This is a genomic window from Stanieria cyanosphaera PCC 7437 (assembly GCF_000317575.1).
Lineage (GTDB): Bacteria > Cyanobacteriota > Cyanobacteriia > Cyanobacteriales > Xenococcaceae > Stanieria > Stanieria cyanosphaera.
Genome location: NC_019748.1, coordinates 877,483 through 894,388, shown reverse-complemented (window position 1 = coordinate 894,388; position 16,906 = coordinate 877,483). Strand labels below are relative to the sequence as shown.

Annotated in this window: 20 protein-coding genes and 2 pseudogenes; 7 read left to right on the top strand and 15 right to left on the bottom strand. The window is 35.8% G+C overall.

Annotated features, from left to right (window positions below):
• Window positions 1-3: 3 nt before the first annotated feature.
• Window positions 4-576 (bottom strand): Uma2 family endonuclease, encoded by a 573-nt coding sequence (locus STA7437_RS03880; RefSeq protein ID WP_015192068.1) that lies wholly within the window; start codon window positions 574-576, stop codon window positions 4-6.
• A gap of 116 nt (window positions 577-692) precedes the next feature.
• A complete protein-coding gene (locus tag STA7437_RS03875; protein WP_015192067.1) occupies window positions 693-1,430 on the bottom strand; it encodes a metal ABC transporter ATP-binding protein in 738 nt (245 codons plus the stop codon).
• Between the two features lie 255 nt (window positions 1,431-1,685).
• On the opposite strand from STA7437_RS03875, the gene STA7437_RS03870 reads away from it, so the two are divergent.
• Window positions 1,686-2,651, top strand: coding sequence for a metal ABC transporter substrate-binding protein (locus STA7437_RS03870; RefSeq protein ID WP_015192066.1), 966 nt, complete (start codon window positions 1,686-1,688; stop codon window positions 2,649-2,651).
• A gap of 71 nt (window positions 2,652-2,722) precedes the next feature.
• Here the strand turns inward: STA7437_RS03870 and STA7437_RS03865 are convergent, their stop codons facing one another.
• Together STA7437_RS03865 and STA7437_RS03860 are read right to left on the bottom strand one after the other, a co-directional pair.
• Entirely contained in the window at window positions 2,723-3,490 is a 768-nt protein-coding gene (locus STA7437_RS03865; protein ID WP_015192065.1) for a proteasome-type protease, read from the bottom strand.
• Between the two features lie 9 nt (window positions 3,491-3,499).
• Window positions 3,500-4,042 (bottom strand): zinc ribbon domain-containing protein, encoded by a 543-nt coding sequence (locus STA7437_RS03860; protein WP_041619127.1) that lies wholly within the window; start codon window positions 4,040-4,042, stop codon window positions 3,500-3,502.
• Between the two features lie 190 nt (window positions 4,043-4,232).
• On the opposite strand from STA7437_RS03860, the gene STA7437_RS03855 reads away from it, so the two are divergent.
• A complete protein-coding gene (locus tag STA7437_RS03855; protein WP_015192063.1) occupies window positions 4,233-4,577 on the top strand; it encodes a hypothetical protein in 345 nt (114 codons plus the stop codon).
• Window positions 4,578-4,858: 281 nt separating this feature from the next.
• Window positions 4,859-5,341, top strand: a complete 483-nt coding sequence (locus STA7437_RS03850) for a hypothetical protein (protein WP_015192062.1) — start codon at window positions 4,859-4,861, stop codon at window positions 5,339-5,341.
• Between the two features lie 435 nt (window positions 5,342-5,776).
• Here STA7437_RS03850 and STA7437_RS03845 read toward each other — a convergent pair whose 3' ends face one another.
• Window positions 5,777-6,094 carry a type II toxin-antitoxin system RelE family toxin gene (locus tag STA7437_RS03845; RefSeq protein ID WP_015192061.1) on the bottom strand — a complete coding sequence of 106 codons (318 nt, stop codon included), beginning with the start codon at window positions 6,092-6,094 and terminating at the stop codon, window positions 5,777-5,779.
• On the bottom strand, window positions 6,091-6,354 hold the full coding sequence (locus STA7437_RS03840; RefSeq protein ID WP_015192060.1) for a type II toxin-antitoxin system Phd/YefM family antitoxin: 264 nt from the start codon (window positions 6,352-6,354) through the stop codon (window positions 6,091-6,093). Before STA7437_RS03840 ends, STA7437_RS03845 begins: the two co-directional genes overlap by 4 nt.
• A gap of 59 nt (window positions 6,355-6,413) precedes the next feature.
• Between STA7437_RS03840 and STA7437_RS03835 the strand changes: the two are divergent.
• A pseudogene (locus tag STA7437_RS03835) lies at window positions 6,414-6,698 on the top strand (D-xylose ABC transporter ATP-binding protein); the annotation flags it as partial.
• Window positions 6,673-7,125 (top strand): annotated as a pseudogene (locus STA7437_RS03830) (ABC transporter permease subunit); the annotation flags it as partial. The pseudogenes STA7437_RS03835 and STA7437_RS03830, both read left to right, overlap by 26 nt.
• 38 nt (window positions 7,126-7,163) lie before the next feature.
• On the opposite strand, the gene STA7437_RS03825 reads toward STA7437_RS03830, so the two are convergent.
• Both STA7437_RS03825 and STA7437_RS03820 read right to left on the bottom strand, forming a co-directional pair.
• Entirely contained in the window at window positions 7,164-7,706 is a 543-nt protein-coding gene (locus STA7437_RS03825; protein WP_015192059.1) for a DUF1634 domain-containing protein, read from the bottom strand.
• 1 nt (window position 7,707) lies between these two features.
• Window positions 7,708-8,544 (bottom strand): sulfite exporter TauE/SafE family protein, encoded by an 837-nt coding sequence (locus STA7437_RS03820; RefSeq protein ID WP_015192058.1) that lies wholly within the window; start codon window positions 8,542-8,544, stop codon window positions 7,708-7,710.
• 382 nt (window positions 8,545-8,926) lie between these two features.
• Here STA7437_RS03820 and STA7437_RS03815 point away from each other — a divergent pair, with 382 nt between their 5' ends.
• Window positions 8,927-10,162, top strand: a complete 1,236-nt coding sequence (locus STA7437_RS03815) for an HhoA/HhoB/HtrA family serine endopeptidase (protein WP_015192056.1) — start codon at window positions 8,927-8,929, stop codon at window positions 10,160-10,162.
• Window positions 10,163-10,319: 157 nt separating this feature from the next.
• Here STA7437_RS03815 and STA7437_RS03810 read toward each other — a convergent pair whose 3' ends face one another.
• The 4 genes from STA7437_RS03810 to STA7437_RS26095 all read right to left on the bottom strand — a co-directional run bounded on the left by STA7437_RS03810 (window position 10,320) and on the right by STA7437_RS26095 (window position 12,613).
• Window positions 10,320-11,468 (bottom strand): glycosyltransferase family 4 protein, encoded by a 1,149-nt coding sequence (locus STA7437_RS03810; protein WP_015192055.1) that lies wholly within the window; start codon window positions 11,466-11,468, stop codon window positions 10,320-10,322.
• Window positions 11,469-11,580: 112 nt separating this feature from the next.
• Window positions 11,581-12,045, bottom strand: a complete 465-nt coding sequence (locus tag STA7437_RS03805; protein ID WP_015192054.1) for a ribonuclease toxin HepT-like protein — start codon at window positions 12,043-12,045, stop codon at window positions 11,581-11,583.
• A complete protein-coding gene (locus STA7437_RS03800; RefSeq protein ID WP_015192053.1) occupies window positions 12,027-12,383 on the bottom strand; it encodes a nucleotidyltransferase family protein in 357 nt (118 codons plus the stop codon). The genes STA7437_RS03805 and STA7437_RS03800 overlap by 19 nt, the downstream gene beginning before the upstream one ends.
• A 92-nt stretch (window positions 12,384-12,475) precedes the next feature.
• Window positions 12,476-12,613 carry a hypothetical protein gene (locus STA7437_RS26095; RefSeq protein WP_015192052.1) on the bottom strand — a complete coding sequence of 46 codons (138 nt, stop codon included), beginning with the start codon at window positions 12,611-12,613 and terminating at the stop codon, window positions 12,476-12,478.
• A gap of 175 nt (window positions 12,614-12,788) precedes the next feature.
• Here STA7437_RS26095 and STA7437_RS03795 point away from each other — a divergent pair, with 175 nt between their 5' ends.
• Window positions 12,789-14,834, top strand: a complete 2,046-nt coding sequence (locus STA7437_RS03795) for a hypothetical protein (RefSeq protein WP_015192051.1) — start codon at window positions 12,789-12,791, stop codon at window positions 14,832-14,834.
• A 46-nt stretch (window positions 14,835-14,880) separates the two neighbouring features.
• On the opposite strand, the gene STA7437_RS03790 is transcribed toward STA7437_RS03795, so the two are convergent.
• Genes STA7437_RS03790 through STA7437_RS03780 form a run of 3 tightly spaced genes read right to left on the bottom strand, consistent with a single transcriptional unit; the run spans window position 14,881 to window position 16,904 of the window.
• Window positions 14,881-15,561: a methyltransferase domain-containing protein gene (locus STA7437_RS03790; protein WP_015192050.1), complete on the bottom strand. Its 681-nt coding sequence runs from the start codon at window positions 15,559-15,561 to the stop codon at window positions 14,881-14,883.
• A 26-nt stretch (window positions 15,562-15,587) separates the two neighbouring features.
• A complete protein-coding gene (locus STA7437_RS03785) occupies window positions 15,588-16,367 on the bottom strand; it encodes a class I SAM-dependent methyltransferase (RefSeq protein WP_150109031.1) in 780 nt (259 codons plus the stop codon).
• Window positions 16,368-16,397: 30 nt separating this feature from the next.
• Entirely contained in the window at window positions 16,398-16,904 is a 507-nt protein-coding gene (locus tag STA7437_RS03780) for an acyltransferase (protein WP_015192048.1), read from the bottom strand.
• Window positions 16,905-16,906: the final 2 nt, after the last annotated feature.

The window sequence follows — 16,906 nt, the reverse complement described above, 5'->3', positions numbered from 1 at the left end:
AAACTACCAAATAGATTCGAGATCTAACATAAATCCAGACAAGACATCTTCCCCTGATAAGCTGCTTGGAAAGTCTAAACGTTCAACTTCTTTTCCTTGACGATAAATCTCTACTTGTTGATCTCGACGATTAATTAACCAACCTAACCTAGTGCCATTATCAAGATATTCTTGCATCTTTTCTTGAATTTTTGCTAGCTTATCACTAGGGGAAAGTAATTCAATCACAAAATCGGGACACACAGGCAGAAACTTTTGTTTTTGTTCGGAGGTAAGAGAGTTCCATTTAACTAATGGTATCCATGATGCATCAGGCGATCGATCTGCACCATTAGGTAATTTAAAACCAGTGGAAGAATCAAAAACTTTACCTAATTTATCTCGCTCATTCCAAACCCATAATTGTGCGGTAATTCCAGCATTACGATTACCAGTTTCTCCACCAGTAGGGGACATAATTAATAAATCTCCATTTGCATTTCTTTCAAAACGCAAGTCACGATTATTTAGACACAATTGATAAAATTGTTCGTCGGTTAATTCGATTGATTGGCAATCAAGAATTAGGGTATCCATATTTTTATTGCATTATATTTAGATTTTGTAGCCAATAAAATTCTATGTGTAACTATTCAAGCGGACTTTATCTTATAGAAGTAACAGTATGGTGATTAATTGTATGAGTTAAACTATTATCGATCAACAAAAAAATTCACCTTTCCACCATAGGCACGTTGAAGATTTTCTTCTTGAAGAACTTGTTGTCTTTGACCGAAAGCAATTAATTCTTTATTGAGTAAAATTAAGTCATCAAAATTAGTAATCGATTCTCCCAAATCGTGATTAACTACAACTACAATTTTGCCTGTATCAGCTAATTCATGAAATAAATTAAAAATAATATTTTCTGTCTTTTGATCCACCCCAACAAAAGGTTCATCAAAAAAGAATACTTCTGCCTCCTGTGCAAGCGATCGCGCTAAAAAGACTCGTTGTTGTTGTCCCCCTGAAAGTTGACCGATAGGACGATTTTTATATTCAATCATTTCAACTTTTTCCAATGCATCTGTAGCTTGGTGACGACTAAGAGAAGAAAAACGCCGAAACCAACCAGTCTTTCTCACTCTTCCCATCATCACTACATCCCACACAGTAACGGGATAAGTCCAATCAATTTGCGATCGCTGTGGTACGTAAGCAACTTTCTCTAGATGGTTTTGTAACGGTTGTCCATCATAAGAAACTGTACCTACATTGACAGGAATTAAACCTAACATCGCTTTAACTAAAGTACTTTTTCCCGCACCATTAGGACCAAATACTCCCGTCACTTTTCCTGGCAGGAGATTGAGAGAGATGTCGCGCAACGCTTCTACTGTGCGGTAACAAACCCCTAAATTATTAACTGCAATTGCGCCACTGTAACTCATATTTCTCTCCTTAGTTAATTGTTTACATCTAAGTTCCATCAAACAATTCAATCACAATCACTTTCAATTATGAAAAGATTATGATAAACATTATGAAAGAAATATGAAAAAAATGTCAAGGTCAGGAGATAGATATTTGTTTAGCTAAGGCAGAAAGAAAAACCCAATCTGAAACTGTGATGTTGATTAATTTATTGGTTAAAAATCAGCATTTGGCATTGCTGATGAGCTTATACACTTTATATCTAAAGCAATATGAAAACAGGATCGATATTTAGTCAGAGATTTAGCTGGTTATTAACAGCAGGAATTTTAGTTGGAGTTTGGTTAGGAGGTTGTCAGGCACAAACAGGTAATAACTTGGAACGAGACAATGACAAACCTAGAGTAGTTTCTACCAGTACAATCATTGCAGATTTAACCACTCAAGTAGGAGGAGATGAAATTGAACATCAAGGAATTTTACAACCTGGTAGCGATCCTCATGTCTACGAACCTACACCTAAAGATAATATTGCTTTAGAAAAAGCAGATTTAATTTTCTACAACGGTTACAATCTCGAACCTGGTTTGATTAAGATGATGAATGCGACAGGAAATCAAGCAGAGAAATTTGCCGTCGGAGAAGTAGTCAAACCCTTAGACTATGAATATAAAGGACAAAAAGAACCAGATCCTCACGTTTGGGGAGATGCCAAAAATGCTATTTTAATGGTGAAAGCTATACGCGATCGCTTGAGTGAATTATCTCCTGAAGATAAAGCAGAATTTACCAATAATGCAGCACAATTAACCAAAAAATTAGAACGTTTAGATCGTTGGATTAATCAACAAATTGCAACCATTCCAGAGGAACAAAGGAAATTAGTAACTACTCATGATGCTTTTCAATATTATGCTCATGCTTATAATTTAAAAATCATTGGGACATTAATCGGTATTAGTACGGAAGAACAACCAAGCGCACAAACGGTTAAGCAACTGACAGATTCAATTCAAAAAGCTAACGTACCTGCAATTTTTGCTGAAACAACTATTAATCCTAAACTAATACAAACTGTAGCCGAAGAAGCAGGAGTACAACTTGCATCACAACAACTCTATTCAGATTCTATTGGTGCGCCAGGTAGCGAAGGAGATAGTTATCTCAAGATGTTAGTTACTAATACTAAAACAATAGTTGAAGCTTTAGGAGGTAAGTATCAAGATTTTGCCGAATAAATTTTTTTTGACTTTAATATGAATTGTCCGCACACCAGTCACCTTCTGTTTTTCTTGCTTTGAGACAAAATTCAATCAATCAAAATATCATCAGTAGAATCTTCTAATTTATATTGCCATTCAATATTCGGCATAGATTCAAAAGCTTGACGTACTGAATCTTCCCACAACTTGCGAATTTTAGCTAAATAAGGATCACCTAAACGTAGTTGCAATGTATTGCGAATGACTAAACTATCGGTTTCATACATTATTATATTAATCGGTGGACCAACAGAAATATTAGATTTCATAGTTGAATCTATCGATAAAAGAGCGCATTTGGCAACATCATTTAAAGGCGTATCATAAGTTATTGTACGGTCTAGTATAGGCTTACCGTATTTTGTTTCACCAATTTGTAAAAAAGGTGTTTCTTTGGTTGCCTGAATAAAATTGCCTTGAGGATAAATTAAAAATAATTGGGGTTCTTCTCCTTTTATTTGTCCACCCAACAAAAAATTACAACTATGATCGATACGATCTTTTTCTAACCAAGAACGATCTATACTTTGAATTTCCCTCCCTTTCTCACCAATGTAGCGAGCAACATCAAACATATTCGGGAGAGTATGCAAATTAGTTTCCTGTTGATTTTGAATATCTCGATTTAACCTAGTTATTACTCCCTGGGTAACTGAGAGATTACCAGAAGCACAAATAATAATTACTCTTTCTCCTGGTAAAGAGAGATCGAACAACTTCTTATAGGCTGAAATATAATCAACTCCTGCATTAGTACGAGAGTCAGCAGCCATAACAATTCCGAAGCGATTAATAATTCCTAAACAATAGGTCATGTATTACATTTAATCCTTTAATTGGTGACCACAGCTACTACAAAAGCGATCGCTCTTGTTGACTGGATGACCGCATTGAGTACAAAAACGCTTTGTTGAAGTAGATTTTACTTTTTTTCCCATCTTCATGGACATATTTCCCATGCGCATTTCCATTGGATTCATACTCATGGACATATTTCCCATTTTCATCTTGTTCATGGGTTGCATCGGTTCAAATTCAATTTTATTTGAGTTTTGGGGTGCTGAATCTGCTATTTCTTGAAGGGGTACAGTTTCGGCATTATTTAAAGATGGCGCGTTGTTGAGGGTATTGATGCCATTGGCTTGTATTTGAATAAAATACTGTCTTTTATCAGTATCAAGTTGTAAGACAAAACCAAATTTTGTGGTGAATAAAGTCGGTGGTACAGTCCAATTACCTGTGGTTAAACTAATACTTTGTCTTTGCTGTTGTCCTGCATTACTACTGTTCAAAGAAATTAAGGTTTGAGTGCCTTGATTTTCAAGGTATAACTGTTGATTGACCCCAAGATTTGCTGTGTAAGCCATTAAGCTCATCACCTTTGATTGACTTATGCTCTTTCATTGTAGTTATTTTCTGGTACGTGAAAAAAAAATTAAGTATACCTAGTTCAGAAATTATTTAAACTTGCATAAAAAAATTATCCTCAACGTAACTAAAGAGTGAAGACAAACAACAACGAAAAACAAACAAATTAAATTTTAGAGGTCTAGAAAAATGAAAAAAGCTGCACTAATCATCTCCACTCTCGCTTTAACTCTCTCTCCCCTAGCTGCATTTGCCCAACAAGTACAAAGTAATGTTCAAGCTGGTTCTAATGCTGCTGTAACTCATGGCATTGGCAACGTTACTAACCAAACCGTTTCTAACGATTTAACTCAAACTCAATTAGATTTAGGTGGTTACGGTATCGATCCTCAAATTCAACAATCAGTACAAGCAGGACAAAATCAAAGTGCTACTTCAGGTATCGGCAACGTAACCAATCAAGGCGTTTACAACAATGCTACTCAAACTCAAGTTGACTTAAGCGGTTACGGAATTCCTGCTTATCCTTACTAATCATTAAATATCAAATTCCTTCACAACGAACATGGGGGCGAAATGCCCCTTTTTGTCTATTAATACTGTTTAATTTAGGCACTTATTACCCTTAATAACAGCTTTGCTAGTTCTAATTTTCTCAAGGTCTTTTAAAGTTTAACTCTAGACCTCTATGACTTTGACCCCGAAGCGGTTGAGGTCATTTATTTTATTAATCGTTGTCAAAAGTGCATATTTTTATCTCAACTAACATACTTAGTAATTGAAGAGATTAACGACAATAACTTAAGGTAAGTAAGATGAACAAGCTCAATCGAAAACTAACTGCAACCTTCGCTCTAGCTTTAACTGTAGGTGCTTCCACCCTCGCTGCTCCCCAACGGGCAGATGCTCAAGTACTCGAATTAGCCACTGGTGCGCTCAATGCCTTATTTAATCGTCCACCAGAACAAATTCCCAACCGCAACCTAACTTTTGGTACAGGCAACCTCAACGGCAATACTTTCAGCGTTGGTAGTTCGCCCGTTCGCCTTCCCGTTCCTGGTGCGACTGGTTTAGCTCCAGCACCGACGGGTATGATTCCTTCACAAGGTTCAATATCTCAAACTACTGTAACCAATCAAGTTGGTACTCTACCTTCTGGAGTTGTACCTAACAGTGGAGTTCCCGTTCCTTCTGGTGTTATTCCTGGGGCAGTTCCCCCTCAAGTAGTACAACCAACTCCTCCTCGTCCGACTGTAGTTATTCCTCCCATTAAACTGCCGATTAATCTTCCTCTTTAAAACAAATGGCAATGGATATTTAAATTTTTTCTTTCTCTTACTTACCTCGATGCGCTATTTGCCTTGCCAGGCAGTAGCGTATTTTTTGGCTAAACGCGATCGCTTTTTCCTAAATTTTCCTAGACGGTTAACCTTTTAGAACAATTAAAGTTTAAGCTTTAGCTTTGCCAAATTCGTTTTCAGATTAGTTTTCTGTTATTTTCTACCTGTAAATAAGCTAATTTGACCTATAAAAAAACTATCTTTAATTAATTTCATTGTCTTATTCTTAGTAAAAAATTTGCTATTTTTAAATTTCTTAAAACTCTACTGAAACCGTTCCCAAAACAGTGAAAGGTGCGCCAGGATAAATAATATCTCTGCCTTGAGCAGTTTCGTAGTAGATTTCATCAAACAGATTGGTAAAATTAAGTCCTAATCTCCAGCGATCGCGCGTTAATCTTCTAGTAAATTCTCTATCTGAGTATAAATATCTTGGCGATTTCCTTCTGCTCTTAGTCCAACACCAACTATAAAGACAATAACCCGATCTCGTTCTATTTGATAGATAATACGATAACGTTGACTTACTGCTCTTATACTACGATAGCCTTTTAGTTTATTAGTTAATGCTTTTCCTTGTAGTTCGGGATTAATTTTCAGTTTTTCAATGCGTTCGCCTATAGTTTTAAGATGTCTTCGATCTTTAATTTCGGCTAACATTTCTACAGCTAAGGAAGTTAATCGTATCTCATACTCCTTTTCTGTAGTCATAATCCTAGTTGTGTTTTAGCCTCTTGCCAAGTAATTGTGTTTCCTTGTTCAATTTGTGCGATACTAGCATCCAATCTTTTACTGAAGGGTTGGTCACTCAATATCTTTAGAGTTTCAATTAAAGATTCAAACTGTTGATAGCTTATTGCAGTCATTACAGGTTTACCATGTTTGGTAATTACGATTGGTTCTTCATTTAGTTCGTTAGGTAACTCTAAAAATTTTTGTCTGGCTTCTGTAATAGTAAGATATTTAGTCATAATAAATGTGCAGTTAAATGTACACTGATTGTAGCAAAAAGTTTATAATGCAAGTCTATGGAATTCCAACAAAGATTAGCGATCCAGCTTCAGCACGTCAGGCGGGTATTAATTTGAGCTATCAAGAATTGAATGTCGCACCCAATTTAACCGTGACTGAAAATATGTTTATGGGTAGCGAGTTAAAGAAAGGTCAATTTCTAGACCGCAAAGCCATGCAAAACGAAGTGCAGCAAGTCCTAGATAGTTTAGGAGCTACTTTTGGCGCAAATACTATAGTTGGCAGTTTAGCGATCGCGGAACAGCAGCAAGTAGAAATTGGTCGCCAACGGTACGACAGTAATTAACCGCAACATCAATTTTGCTTGGATTGGTAATAGTTATGTAGTGCCTCTGCCCTGGTTAGTAATCATTGCCCTCTTAATTGTAGCTATAAGCTGGTTTGTGCTGCGACAGACTGTTTTGGGTGTACAAATATACGCTGTTGGCGGTAACGAGCGAGCAGCAAGATTAACAGGAATTAAAGTTAATCGAGTACTGCTATTTGTCTACGGCGTAAGTGGCTTGCTGTCAGGTTTGGCAGGAATTAGATGCGATCGCTGCGGTGATTCTTGGTGGAACTAGCTTTACAGGCGGTATTGGTACTCTTCTGGGTGCATTAATCATTGCTGTTCTTAACAATGGTTTGACTTCTGGCAATTAGTTGTCAAAGGCTTGGTTATTATTGTAGCTGTAATTATCGACCGACTCCGCAAACGTTCTAGACGATAAAGTTATTGCCTGAGCTATCGTACTACTGACAGTTGCTGTTAGTAGTATGCTTTTAAAAAACTATAAATCAAACTAATCAAAACCGACAAAGCGATCGCGACATAATTAAAATCTCGCATTCTTAAAAAAGCTGACAAAGAGATAGCTACGCGGGCGATGGGTGTTGCAATCAGTAGTAAAAGTCCAAATTGAATGATACCGCGACTGCTACCGCGCCAAGCAGCTTTGACTATACCTGTGGGAAAACAAAGATCAGATGGTTCTCCGCGAAAAATTCGATAATCAGCAGGTTCGTTACCATGACGAATTAAATACAAAATTCCTCCTAGCAACACAACTGTACTAGCGAGCAATACGCCAGCTTTCAAAATGTTACTAAGCCAATCTTCAAGTTGCTGTTCAGTTTCTGTTTTAAAAAGATTTTGGCTGGGAACGAATTGAGGCTCAATCTTCGTAACGTCATTGGTGGTTAAGTTTGGCAACTCGGAGGTAAAATCTTGCTGCGCTAATGAAGATGAAATTTTTTCTTCTTGAGTTGTGGCAGAGGAAAACCACCAGAAACGAGAGCCAAATTTATTCATACTATACTTCTCCAGCCAAGCTGTTGTAGATTATTTTAAAAGCCATCGCCACTAACACTAAACTAAAGACAATCCTTAAAACTTGTGTTTTAGTTCCGAGCAAAACTTTTGCTCCCAAAAACGCACCAGGAAGTACTCCTAAGATTACAGGCATTGACAGTCCTGGATCGATGTAACCTCTTGCCAAATAAACACCGGCTGAAGCTGCTGCGGTTACACCAATCATAAAATTACTGGTAGTGGTAGAAACTTTAAATGGAATCCCCATAACTCGATCCATCGCTAGTACTTTAAATGCTCCCGAACCAATTCCAAGTAAACCAGAAATTACTCCGGCGGTTAACATCACCCCAAAACCAGGTAGAACAAAATTAACTTGGTAAGATTTTATCCCTTCAGAAGTTGGATAAGCTCCATGCAATTTCAAACTTTCCGCTAGAGGGTTACTTACTTTGTTTGCTAAATCCTTTGGTGGAGATTGTTGTGAAACTAAGGCTGAATAAATTAAAACTATGGCAAGTACGAGGCTCAAAGCTTTAACAGATACTATAGTTGCCATGAACGCTCCAACTAAAGCCCCAATGGTTGTGGCTACTTCTAAAAACATACCCAAACGCCAATTAGTTAAGCCTTGTTTAATATAAGTGGATGCTGCACCTAGAGAAGTGGCAATGACAGATACTAATGAAGCACCAACAGCATATCTAATATCAACGCCAAACATAGCAGTTAAGAGAGGAACGATCACAACTCCACCACCTAAACCTGTAAGCGCGCCCACAAAACCAGCACTAAAGGAGCAAACCCAAACTAGCAATGAAAATTCTAAGATAGTCACATTTTCAATTTGTTGTTTAGCAATTAAAATACTTGCTTACAATTTCTTACAAGCTAAATATAATACAAATAAAGCTACAGAGTCAGGTAATTTTATAAGTTTTACAGGCTAATTGATTGTAGTTGCATAACTTTAAAGCAAATTTTTTGACGCGATCGCACATGGGGTAATTAATTTTAATCATCTCAAAAAAATCGTCAGAATTTAAAAAGATTGTCACATTAAGTTCATATACTCTAGTTACATTAAAAATGTCAGTCCAATTCCTCACACAATCTAAGCCCTCACACCTAATTGGACTGACCATACCTAAACATAAAATTAATTTTCTACCATCAAAACTATTTAAGCTGAAATATTATTGCTTTAAAGATAAAATTCTATGAATCAACAATTTTCTATTTCTAAAGCCTTTGGCTCATTATTATTACTCTTGTTTGGGGGAGGCATTGCCCTTGGTGGCAATTATTTAGTCAACCATCCTCAAGCGGTCGCAAATCTTACCAACAAAGAAATTTTAGAAAGTAAAGAAAATAAAATTGATTGGCAAGAAACAACGAGTGCGAATAATAATACATCGAATCAAATTGCTGTACCACAAAATTTTGTTACCCAAGTCGTTGAACAAGTAGGCCCGGCAGTAGTTCGGATTGATGCGTCTCGAACTGTTACTACTCAAGTTCCAGCAGTTTTTGAAGAGCCTTTTTTCCGTGAGTATTTTGGTTCACAGATTCCTGAGATGCCTCAAGAACAAATTCAAAGAGGACTAGGTTCTGGCTTTATCCTCAGTTCAGATGGTTTAATTTTAACTAATGCTCATGTGGTTGACGGGGCTGACAATGTAGAAGTCACACTGAAAAACGGACGCTCTTTTGAAGGTAAAGTGATGGGAACCGATCCTTTAACAGACATTGCCGTAATTAAAATAGAAGCTCAAAATTTACCTACAGTCACTTTTGCTGATAGCGAAGAAATACAACCTGGTGAATGGGCGATCGCAATTGGTAATCCTCTCGGTTTAGATAACACTGTTACCACTGGAATTGTGAGTGCTACGGGTAGAAGTGGCGCACAAGTCGGAGTTGCTGATAAACGAGTTAGCTTTATTCAAACTGATGCTGCCATTAATCCTGGTAACTCTGGTGGTCCTTTACTAAATGCTCAAGGAGAAGTTATTGGGGTCAACACTGCTATTATCAGAAACGCTCAAGGACTAGGTTTTGCGATTCCCATCGATACAGCTAGAAATATTGCTGAAGAGTTAATTGCTAAAGGTAAAGTAGACCATCCTTTTTTAGGAATTCAGATGGCAACAATCACCCCAGAGTTAAAGCAACAACTTAAGAGCAGTCGCAATTTAGATTTAACCGCAGATCAAGGGGTCTTAATTGTTAATGTAGTGCCAAATTCACCTGCCCAGCGAGCAGGATTACAATCTGGTGATATCATTCAAAGCATTAATAAGCAAGAAGTGCAAGAACCAAGTGAAGTTCAACAACTAGTTGAAGAAACCGCTATTGGTAATCAACTTTTAATGAGCTTGCAACGAGATGGAAAAACCATTGACTTAAATGTTGAGGTAGGAGTTTTACCTACACCTCAATCTTCAAATCAATAATAAGTTTCTCAAAGTTATGCTTGCTTTAGAGTGACTTACCTACACTGATTCTGTCGAATACAGTGTAGGCTTCTGGGTAGCCCAAAATTGATGAGCTAGCAGAACTTCCTTCAATGTACTATTAGTACGTGAGTTGGTAACTACGGGATTCCCTTTTTTAAGTCTTTTTGACAATTGATGCTTTTTGATAAACGAGTTTAATTTTTTGTGCGATCGCATTCCAATTATAATTTGCCCGAATGTAAGCTAAACATTCTTCACTACTGGGTAAGACACGATCGCCACCCAATGCTTCGATAATTCCCTCTGCAATTTGATTTGGTTGGTAGCCTTCAAAAACTAAATCTTGAGAAAAGGGTTTTAAAATTTCAGGAATACCACCAATAGGAGTTCCTAATACTGGAGTACCAGCAGCTAAGGATTCAACTACGATCAAACCAAAACCTTCTAAGGCGACAGTGGGAACAACGGAAAAGTTAGCAGCGCGATAGCATAATGGTAGTTGTTCGTCGGGTACGTATCCCAGTAATTTAACGTGATCTGTTAATTCTAGTTCGTTGATCTGAGTTTGTAGGGTATCGGCTAATGCACCTTTGCCAGCAATATAAAGAAGAATATCGGGATAGCGATCGCGTACCTGTGCCATTGCGGTAATTAAGTTTTCTAATCCCATGCGTTTAGCTAGACGACGGATGCAAAAAATAATCGGTTTGTCTGGATGCCAATTAAGTTGGGTACGAGCTTCAATGGAAGAGAGGTTAATGTTAAAGCGATCAATATCTACTCCCCCTGGAATGATGTGAATTTTATTCAAAGGTACTTGATATTCTCGATGTAGGATATCGCGGAAAGTTTGAGAAAGAACAATAAATTGAGAAGAACGCCGATAAACAGCTTTTTCAATTTGTTTTTTGAGCCAAATTGCCATTGGTTTAGGCTTTTCCACCTCGCTTTCTAATGCCCAAGGGCCGTGAAAGTGGGTTACTAAAGGCAGATGGCGAAGTTGATCGAGAATAGGAAAAGTATAAAGTGCAAAGTGTGATACAACCAGATCGTATTGATTGTCTGTCATATTTTGCCCAAAAGCTGTTCTCATTTTGAGCCAGCGTTTAGGAAGAGAATCCTTGGATGAAGCGAAAGCCTTAACTTGTCCATTGCTTTCTTGGAATACTTGATCTGAGCCAGCTAATAAACCTGTAACTTCAATGTCAGCTTGAGGTAGATATTGGCAGCAGTCGTAGTAATAGCGATCGAGTCCTCCAGGGCGGTCGGGAAACCATTCCATTCCTATTTGTAGTGTTTTCATTTATTTTTAAGTATTTAAACAAAATTATTAGTACATTTTGTATTTTCCTAACAGCTAAAACCTAAAACCTATCGGTGACTAGACAATTAATTTTGCACAGGTACTGATATAGTTACTGCAAAGTGACAAAGAATCGCTCAAAATCCTGTTCGAGAAGAGAATAGAGTTGTCGGGCTTTGTTTAGGTTAATCTGAAGTTGTTCGTAGTCAATGGGAACTCCATAAGCGTGACGAAAAAAGTGTCGGAATCCACGTAAACTATTCAACAACAAGTAACTTTCTTGAGAAAGAAAAGCAGGACGAATGCCAGGGATTTCTTGAGACATTCGCTGTAATAATAAGCTATGCCAGCGAGCAGTATCGGCAATCTGATTTTCAAAGTGGGCTGCCACTATTTTCAACAAATCTTCGATAGCGTTGTAGAGATTATGGATCTGATAAGCTACGCTCTCTAATCGAACAGCATCTTCTGGTTTCAGTCCTCTAGCGCGTTCCTCTAAACGTTCGGAAATTGCTTTAATGACTTTCATTTGAGTGTTTAGATCGGTTTTTAAAACAATTAGGGTGTTTTTGTCCACAAAATTCCCTCCTGACGAATCCGATGGGCAAACGGACATTTGGACAACTCAATTAAGTCTACCTCTCTTGCTGTTGCTTCCACTAGGGCAGTCATGGCTAAAAACAAACACTCTGGGGCGATCAATTCTACTGCTAAATCGATATCGGATTGTGGTGTAAATTGATGGGGACGAGTCAAAGAGCCAAACAAGTAAGCGCGATCAATTCCGTATTGGTTTCCATTATATTCCAGCCATTGTTGTACTTGGTTGAGTATTGTTTGACGTTCCTGCTCTAAAGCTTCCTTGCGTCTAATTAAAGCTTCATCTAAAAGGTAAGTGTTAAATTGACTGTTCATGTGGTAATCCCTAAGCTTTTTTGACTTAAGGGTTTTTAACCAATATTAGTATTTTAAAGGGTATAAAGGCTGCTGTCTTGGATTACTCGCTATCAGCCAGCTAATAAACTTGTAATTTCAATGTCAGCTTGAGGTAGATATTGGCAGCAGTCGTAGTAATAGTGATCGAGTCCTCCAGGGCGATCGGTAAACCAACCCATTCCTATTTGAAAACTTTTTATTTTAGTCATTCAAAATTTTGATTAAAAAAAAAATTGATAGCTTAAATTTTTGTTTATAAATTAGCTCTATAAAATAATTTAGTTATTTAGGGTTGCCATAACTTATTTCTATTTTTATACATTGGCATTTTGGAAATATGTATATAAGATTGAGCCGAGGTTAGATAAATTAAAAAATTATTTTATGAAGTATTTTAAGTTTTTGGCAATTGCTTGCTTTACTCTACTATTTGCATTATATGCATATCTTGGTAATGCTGGAACTTTATCTACAGCCTATATCGATCCAGCTTATTTAACTAGTGTTCCTTTTGGTAGTCATTCTCATTGGATACAACCCTGGCGTGCCTACATGGAAACAGTGCCTGCTAAACAATTTTTAAATGGAATCGGTGTTGTTTGGAATGTAGAATCTGCTGTAAACCCAGAATTAGTAGCTCATATGTTAGCTAAATATGGTTTTAAAAGAGTTAGAGTTGAAATAGGTTGGGGACTAGTGGATGTTAATGACGAAACTCAAATAGTTAAAGTTCACGCCGACAGACTTAAAAATATTTTAGTTGCTTTAAAAAAATATAATTTACGCCCTTTAATTTTATTAAATGCCCATCATGGTGGTCCTTGTCCACTTACAAGTATTCAGCTAACTTTAAACAAAAATGCTAGTGCTGGAGATACTAAAATTGAATTAAATAGTACTAATAACTTGCAATCCAATTACAGTGGAATTTCTAATATTGGTAATGGTATAGCTGCTGAGTATTTAATTACTAATATTACTGGCAATACTGTTACTCTTTCCAAACCATTACCAAAAAATTTGACATCAGGAACTAGCTTAAAAATTGATACTCTTAAATATCGTCCTTTTTCAATTCCTGGTAGTAGCGATTATCAAAAAACTATGGTTGGTTGGAATAAGTATATAGAGACAGTAGCTAAATTTGTTACAAATTCATTAGGGACAAGCAGTAGTAATAATAAAGGATTCGATTTAGAAATTTGGAATGAGTTAACTTTTGGCTCTAATTTTTTATATATAAATAAATACTATACTAATGAACCCTATCAATATGAACAAAACAATATCTGGAACAATTTAGTTAAAGAAACTGTTACTTATATTAACGCTCATTCAACTAATTTTGCAGGAGTCCAAATTAGTAACGGCTTTAGCAATACTATTCCTTGGTCTGCATCATCCCAACAACCCGCTAGAATTAATGCTATTAGTAAACATCCTTATCCACCGAAAAAAAGCTATCCTCAAGATGAGTATCCAGGAAAGAAATTGAATGCTTTTGCTCAAGAGGATTCTTTTATTCCTACTTATTCAGTATATTTCCCAGAATATATCGGTACTGCTTTACAAACTGAGACTATTATTCGCGATATAGCACCGATAAACAATGAATTTTATGGCATAAAACACGGAAGGTATGCCAGAGTTTTTAATGGTAAAGTGTTTCCAGTTCCTGTATGGATAACAGAAATTAATGTTCATCTAGAGGGAAGCAATCCCAATGTATCAATTGAACGCGCTCTTGCAATTAAAGCTAAAGCAGCAGCTCGTTTTTTCTGTTTTTATCTAAATAAGGGTGTTACCCAAGTTCATTTATACGGAGCATCTGGTGGAGATAAAAGCTGGGGAATAATTCAAGATAATTTTATACAATATGCCAAACAATCTAATAGTGTCTATCCTTTAAATGAAGAACAATATGTTTCTCCATCATTAAAAGTTGTCAGTCGGATAGTTAATCAAATCAAAAAAGGGGTCGATCACAATTTGACTTTAAAAACAACTCAACCTTTACAAATAGTTTCGATCAAAGATACACATGATCACTATCAGTTTAAGGGAGATGGGACAACAGCTCATCCTAATTTGTATGATCGCGATGTTTTCACTTTTTTACCTTTTCAAGTTAATGCCAATAAGTTGATAATTCCTTATTATGTAATGACGCGAGACGTGCAACAAGATTTAACGCCAGAAAAATTTACAGTAGAAATTACAGGGATTAAGGATTTAACTGCTGTTAGCGTTTACGATCCGATTAATGACAAAAACATTCCCGTAAAATTCAGTCAAAATGCCGAGTCTAATAGCTTTAGTTTAGAATTAATTGCGACAGACTATCCTTATCTTTTAACCCTTAAAAGAGAATTGGTTAACACTCAATCTCAACCAATATTGCAACAAGAAACACCTTTATTTGCTGATTAAAAGAGTTATCTGTAATAAATTTAATTGATTGAATTTCTAATCTTAATTATTTTTTTTTACTACATTCAAAAAAACACTGAGAATTAATATACCAAGGTAAATATTTGTAAGGAGAAAACGATTTTTTTGTTATTATAAAATATTGTTTTAATATATTTTCAAGCCAACGAAAATCAAATCCCTTATGATTGTGCTTTAGCGAATTTGGTCTTAATATTTGTTTGCCCCACAAAGCGTTCCAAAATTCAACAGTTGTATAATTTGGTTTTCTTTTCCATAAGAACATACTATTTAACTCTTTGGGAATTAAAGCAAATCCATACATAATAGGAACTGAAATGATAACTGTTCCTTCTGGTTTAAGTAATCTTTTTGTTTGTTGCAAAAATTCATGTAACTCGTAGTCATAAAGATGTTCGCAAACCTCAAAAGCAGTAATAACATCTAAAGAAGAAGATTGTAAATTATCAAGATTTTTGACTTGGATAAATTCACTGTGTTGAAGATTCATGTATGGTTCATAGCCATATAAATTGGCATAAGGTTTTTCTTTAGCAAGCATATTTAAAAAATAACCTTGTCCTGCACCAAAATCTAAAATAGAACCATTATCTGGTAGATTATGAGAAGTATAATTGATGGATTTTTTAACTCTTGACTGATGTGCAAATCGTGCTATCGGATTGGGGTTGTTTATGGTTTGTTTAGCGTAGGTTACTTGTTTCATTTTTATTTTTATAATATTGTTTTGCTTTAGTAAATCGTTTGATTTTTTATACCTAATATTGCAATATTACCTGCATTTCGATAAGGATTGATACCTCTACTTGGAGTTTGAGTGTTCAAAATATGAACACTATTGCATTGATTTTTAATTTGTTTGTAGTTGTTAAAAACTGAATAAGAGTAGGAAAGACCATCTCCCTTAGAGATTCGATAACCTTTTCCCTTGGTTTTAATCAAATTTACAATTTTCCACAATCTTATAAAATTTAACATTTGCTTAATTGAGCGACTTAATAAGGAACCTTCCCCGAAGTTATTTATATCGGAAATAAATATTCCCTTTTTAGCAACTCGAATCATTTCAGAAACGGCTAATTCTGGTTTTCTTAGATGATGTAATACTCCAAACTCACAAACTAGATCGAATTCTGCTGTTTCAAACTGAAGTTTCGTTGCATCTCCATAAATTAAGTTTTTTTGGGAAATTCCTTTTGAATAACCAATTCTTCTAAGTTCTTCAACAGGTTCAATGCCCACTATATTTATATCTGGACGATATTTTTGTATATAACAAATTGCCCTGCCAGTTCCCGAACCAACGTCAAGAATCGATTTTACATCTAAATAATCTATCAGACCAATTAAAAATGATAGAGCTATAGTATGAGCAATTTCTTCTTCATTAATGTGCATCTCATCGTATTGCGCAGCAGTTGTTGCATAATAATGCTTTTGAATTTCAATTTCGTTTGTCTTTTCGCTCATTATTTTTAAATTCTCTAATAAAACAGTTTTTTTGTTTCGCAATTGCTCGATTAAAATTTTTTATTTAGTTTATTAACTGTTTGATTGATTAATAAAATATAAAGAATCATCTTTGACGATCTTTTTAATTATTTTCCCTGGAATGCCACCTACAATAACTGCTGGGGGTATATTTGTTTTTGGTATGATCACTGACCCTGCTGCAATTACTGCATGATCTCCAATTGTTGCTGGACCTAAGATTACGCAATTAGAACCAATCCACACTCCTTTTCCAATCACTATATCTCTTCCAATACATGGAACATTTGTTTTTCTTTCTTCTAGAAAAGATTGATATTTATGAGTTCCAGTTATAATCGAAACGTTATGACCAGTAAAAGTATAGTCTCCTATTGTAATGTATCCAGATGACGTATTAAAAAGAGTGTTTACCATTGATGCCGTTGAAGCTATTTTCAGACGCTTAGGATCTCCCCAAACTCTAATTCGATTATTAATTATTTCTTGAATTACTGGCTCTATACAATAAGCTAAAACAGCAATAATTTTTCTTTTTATTTTATTGATTAAAATCATTC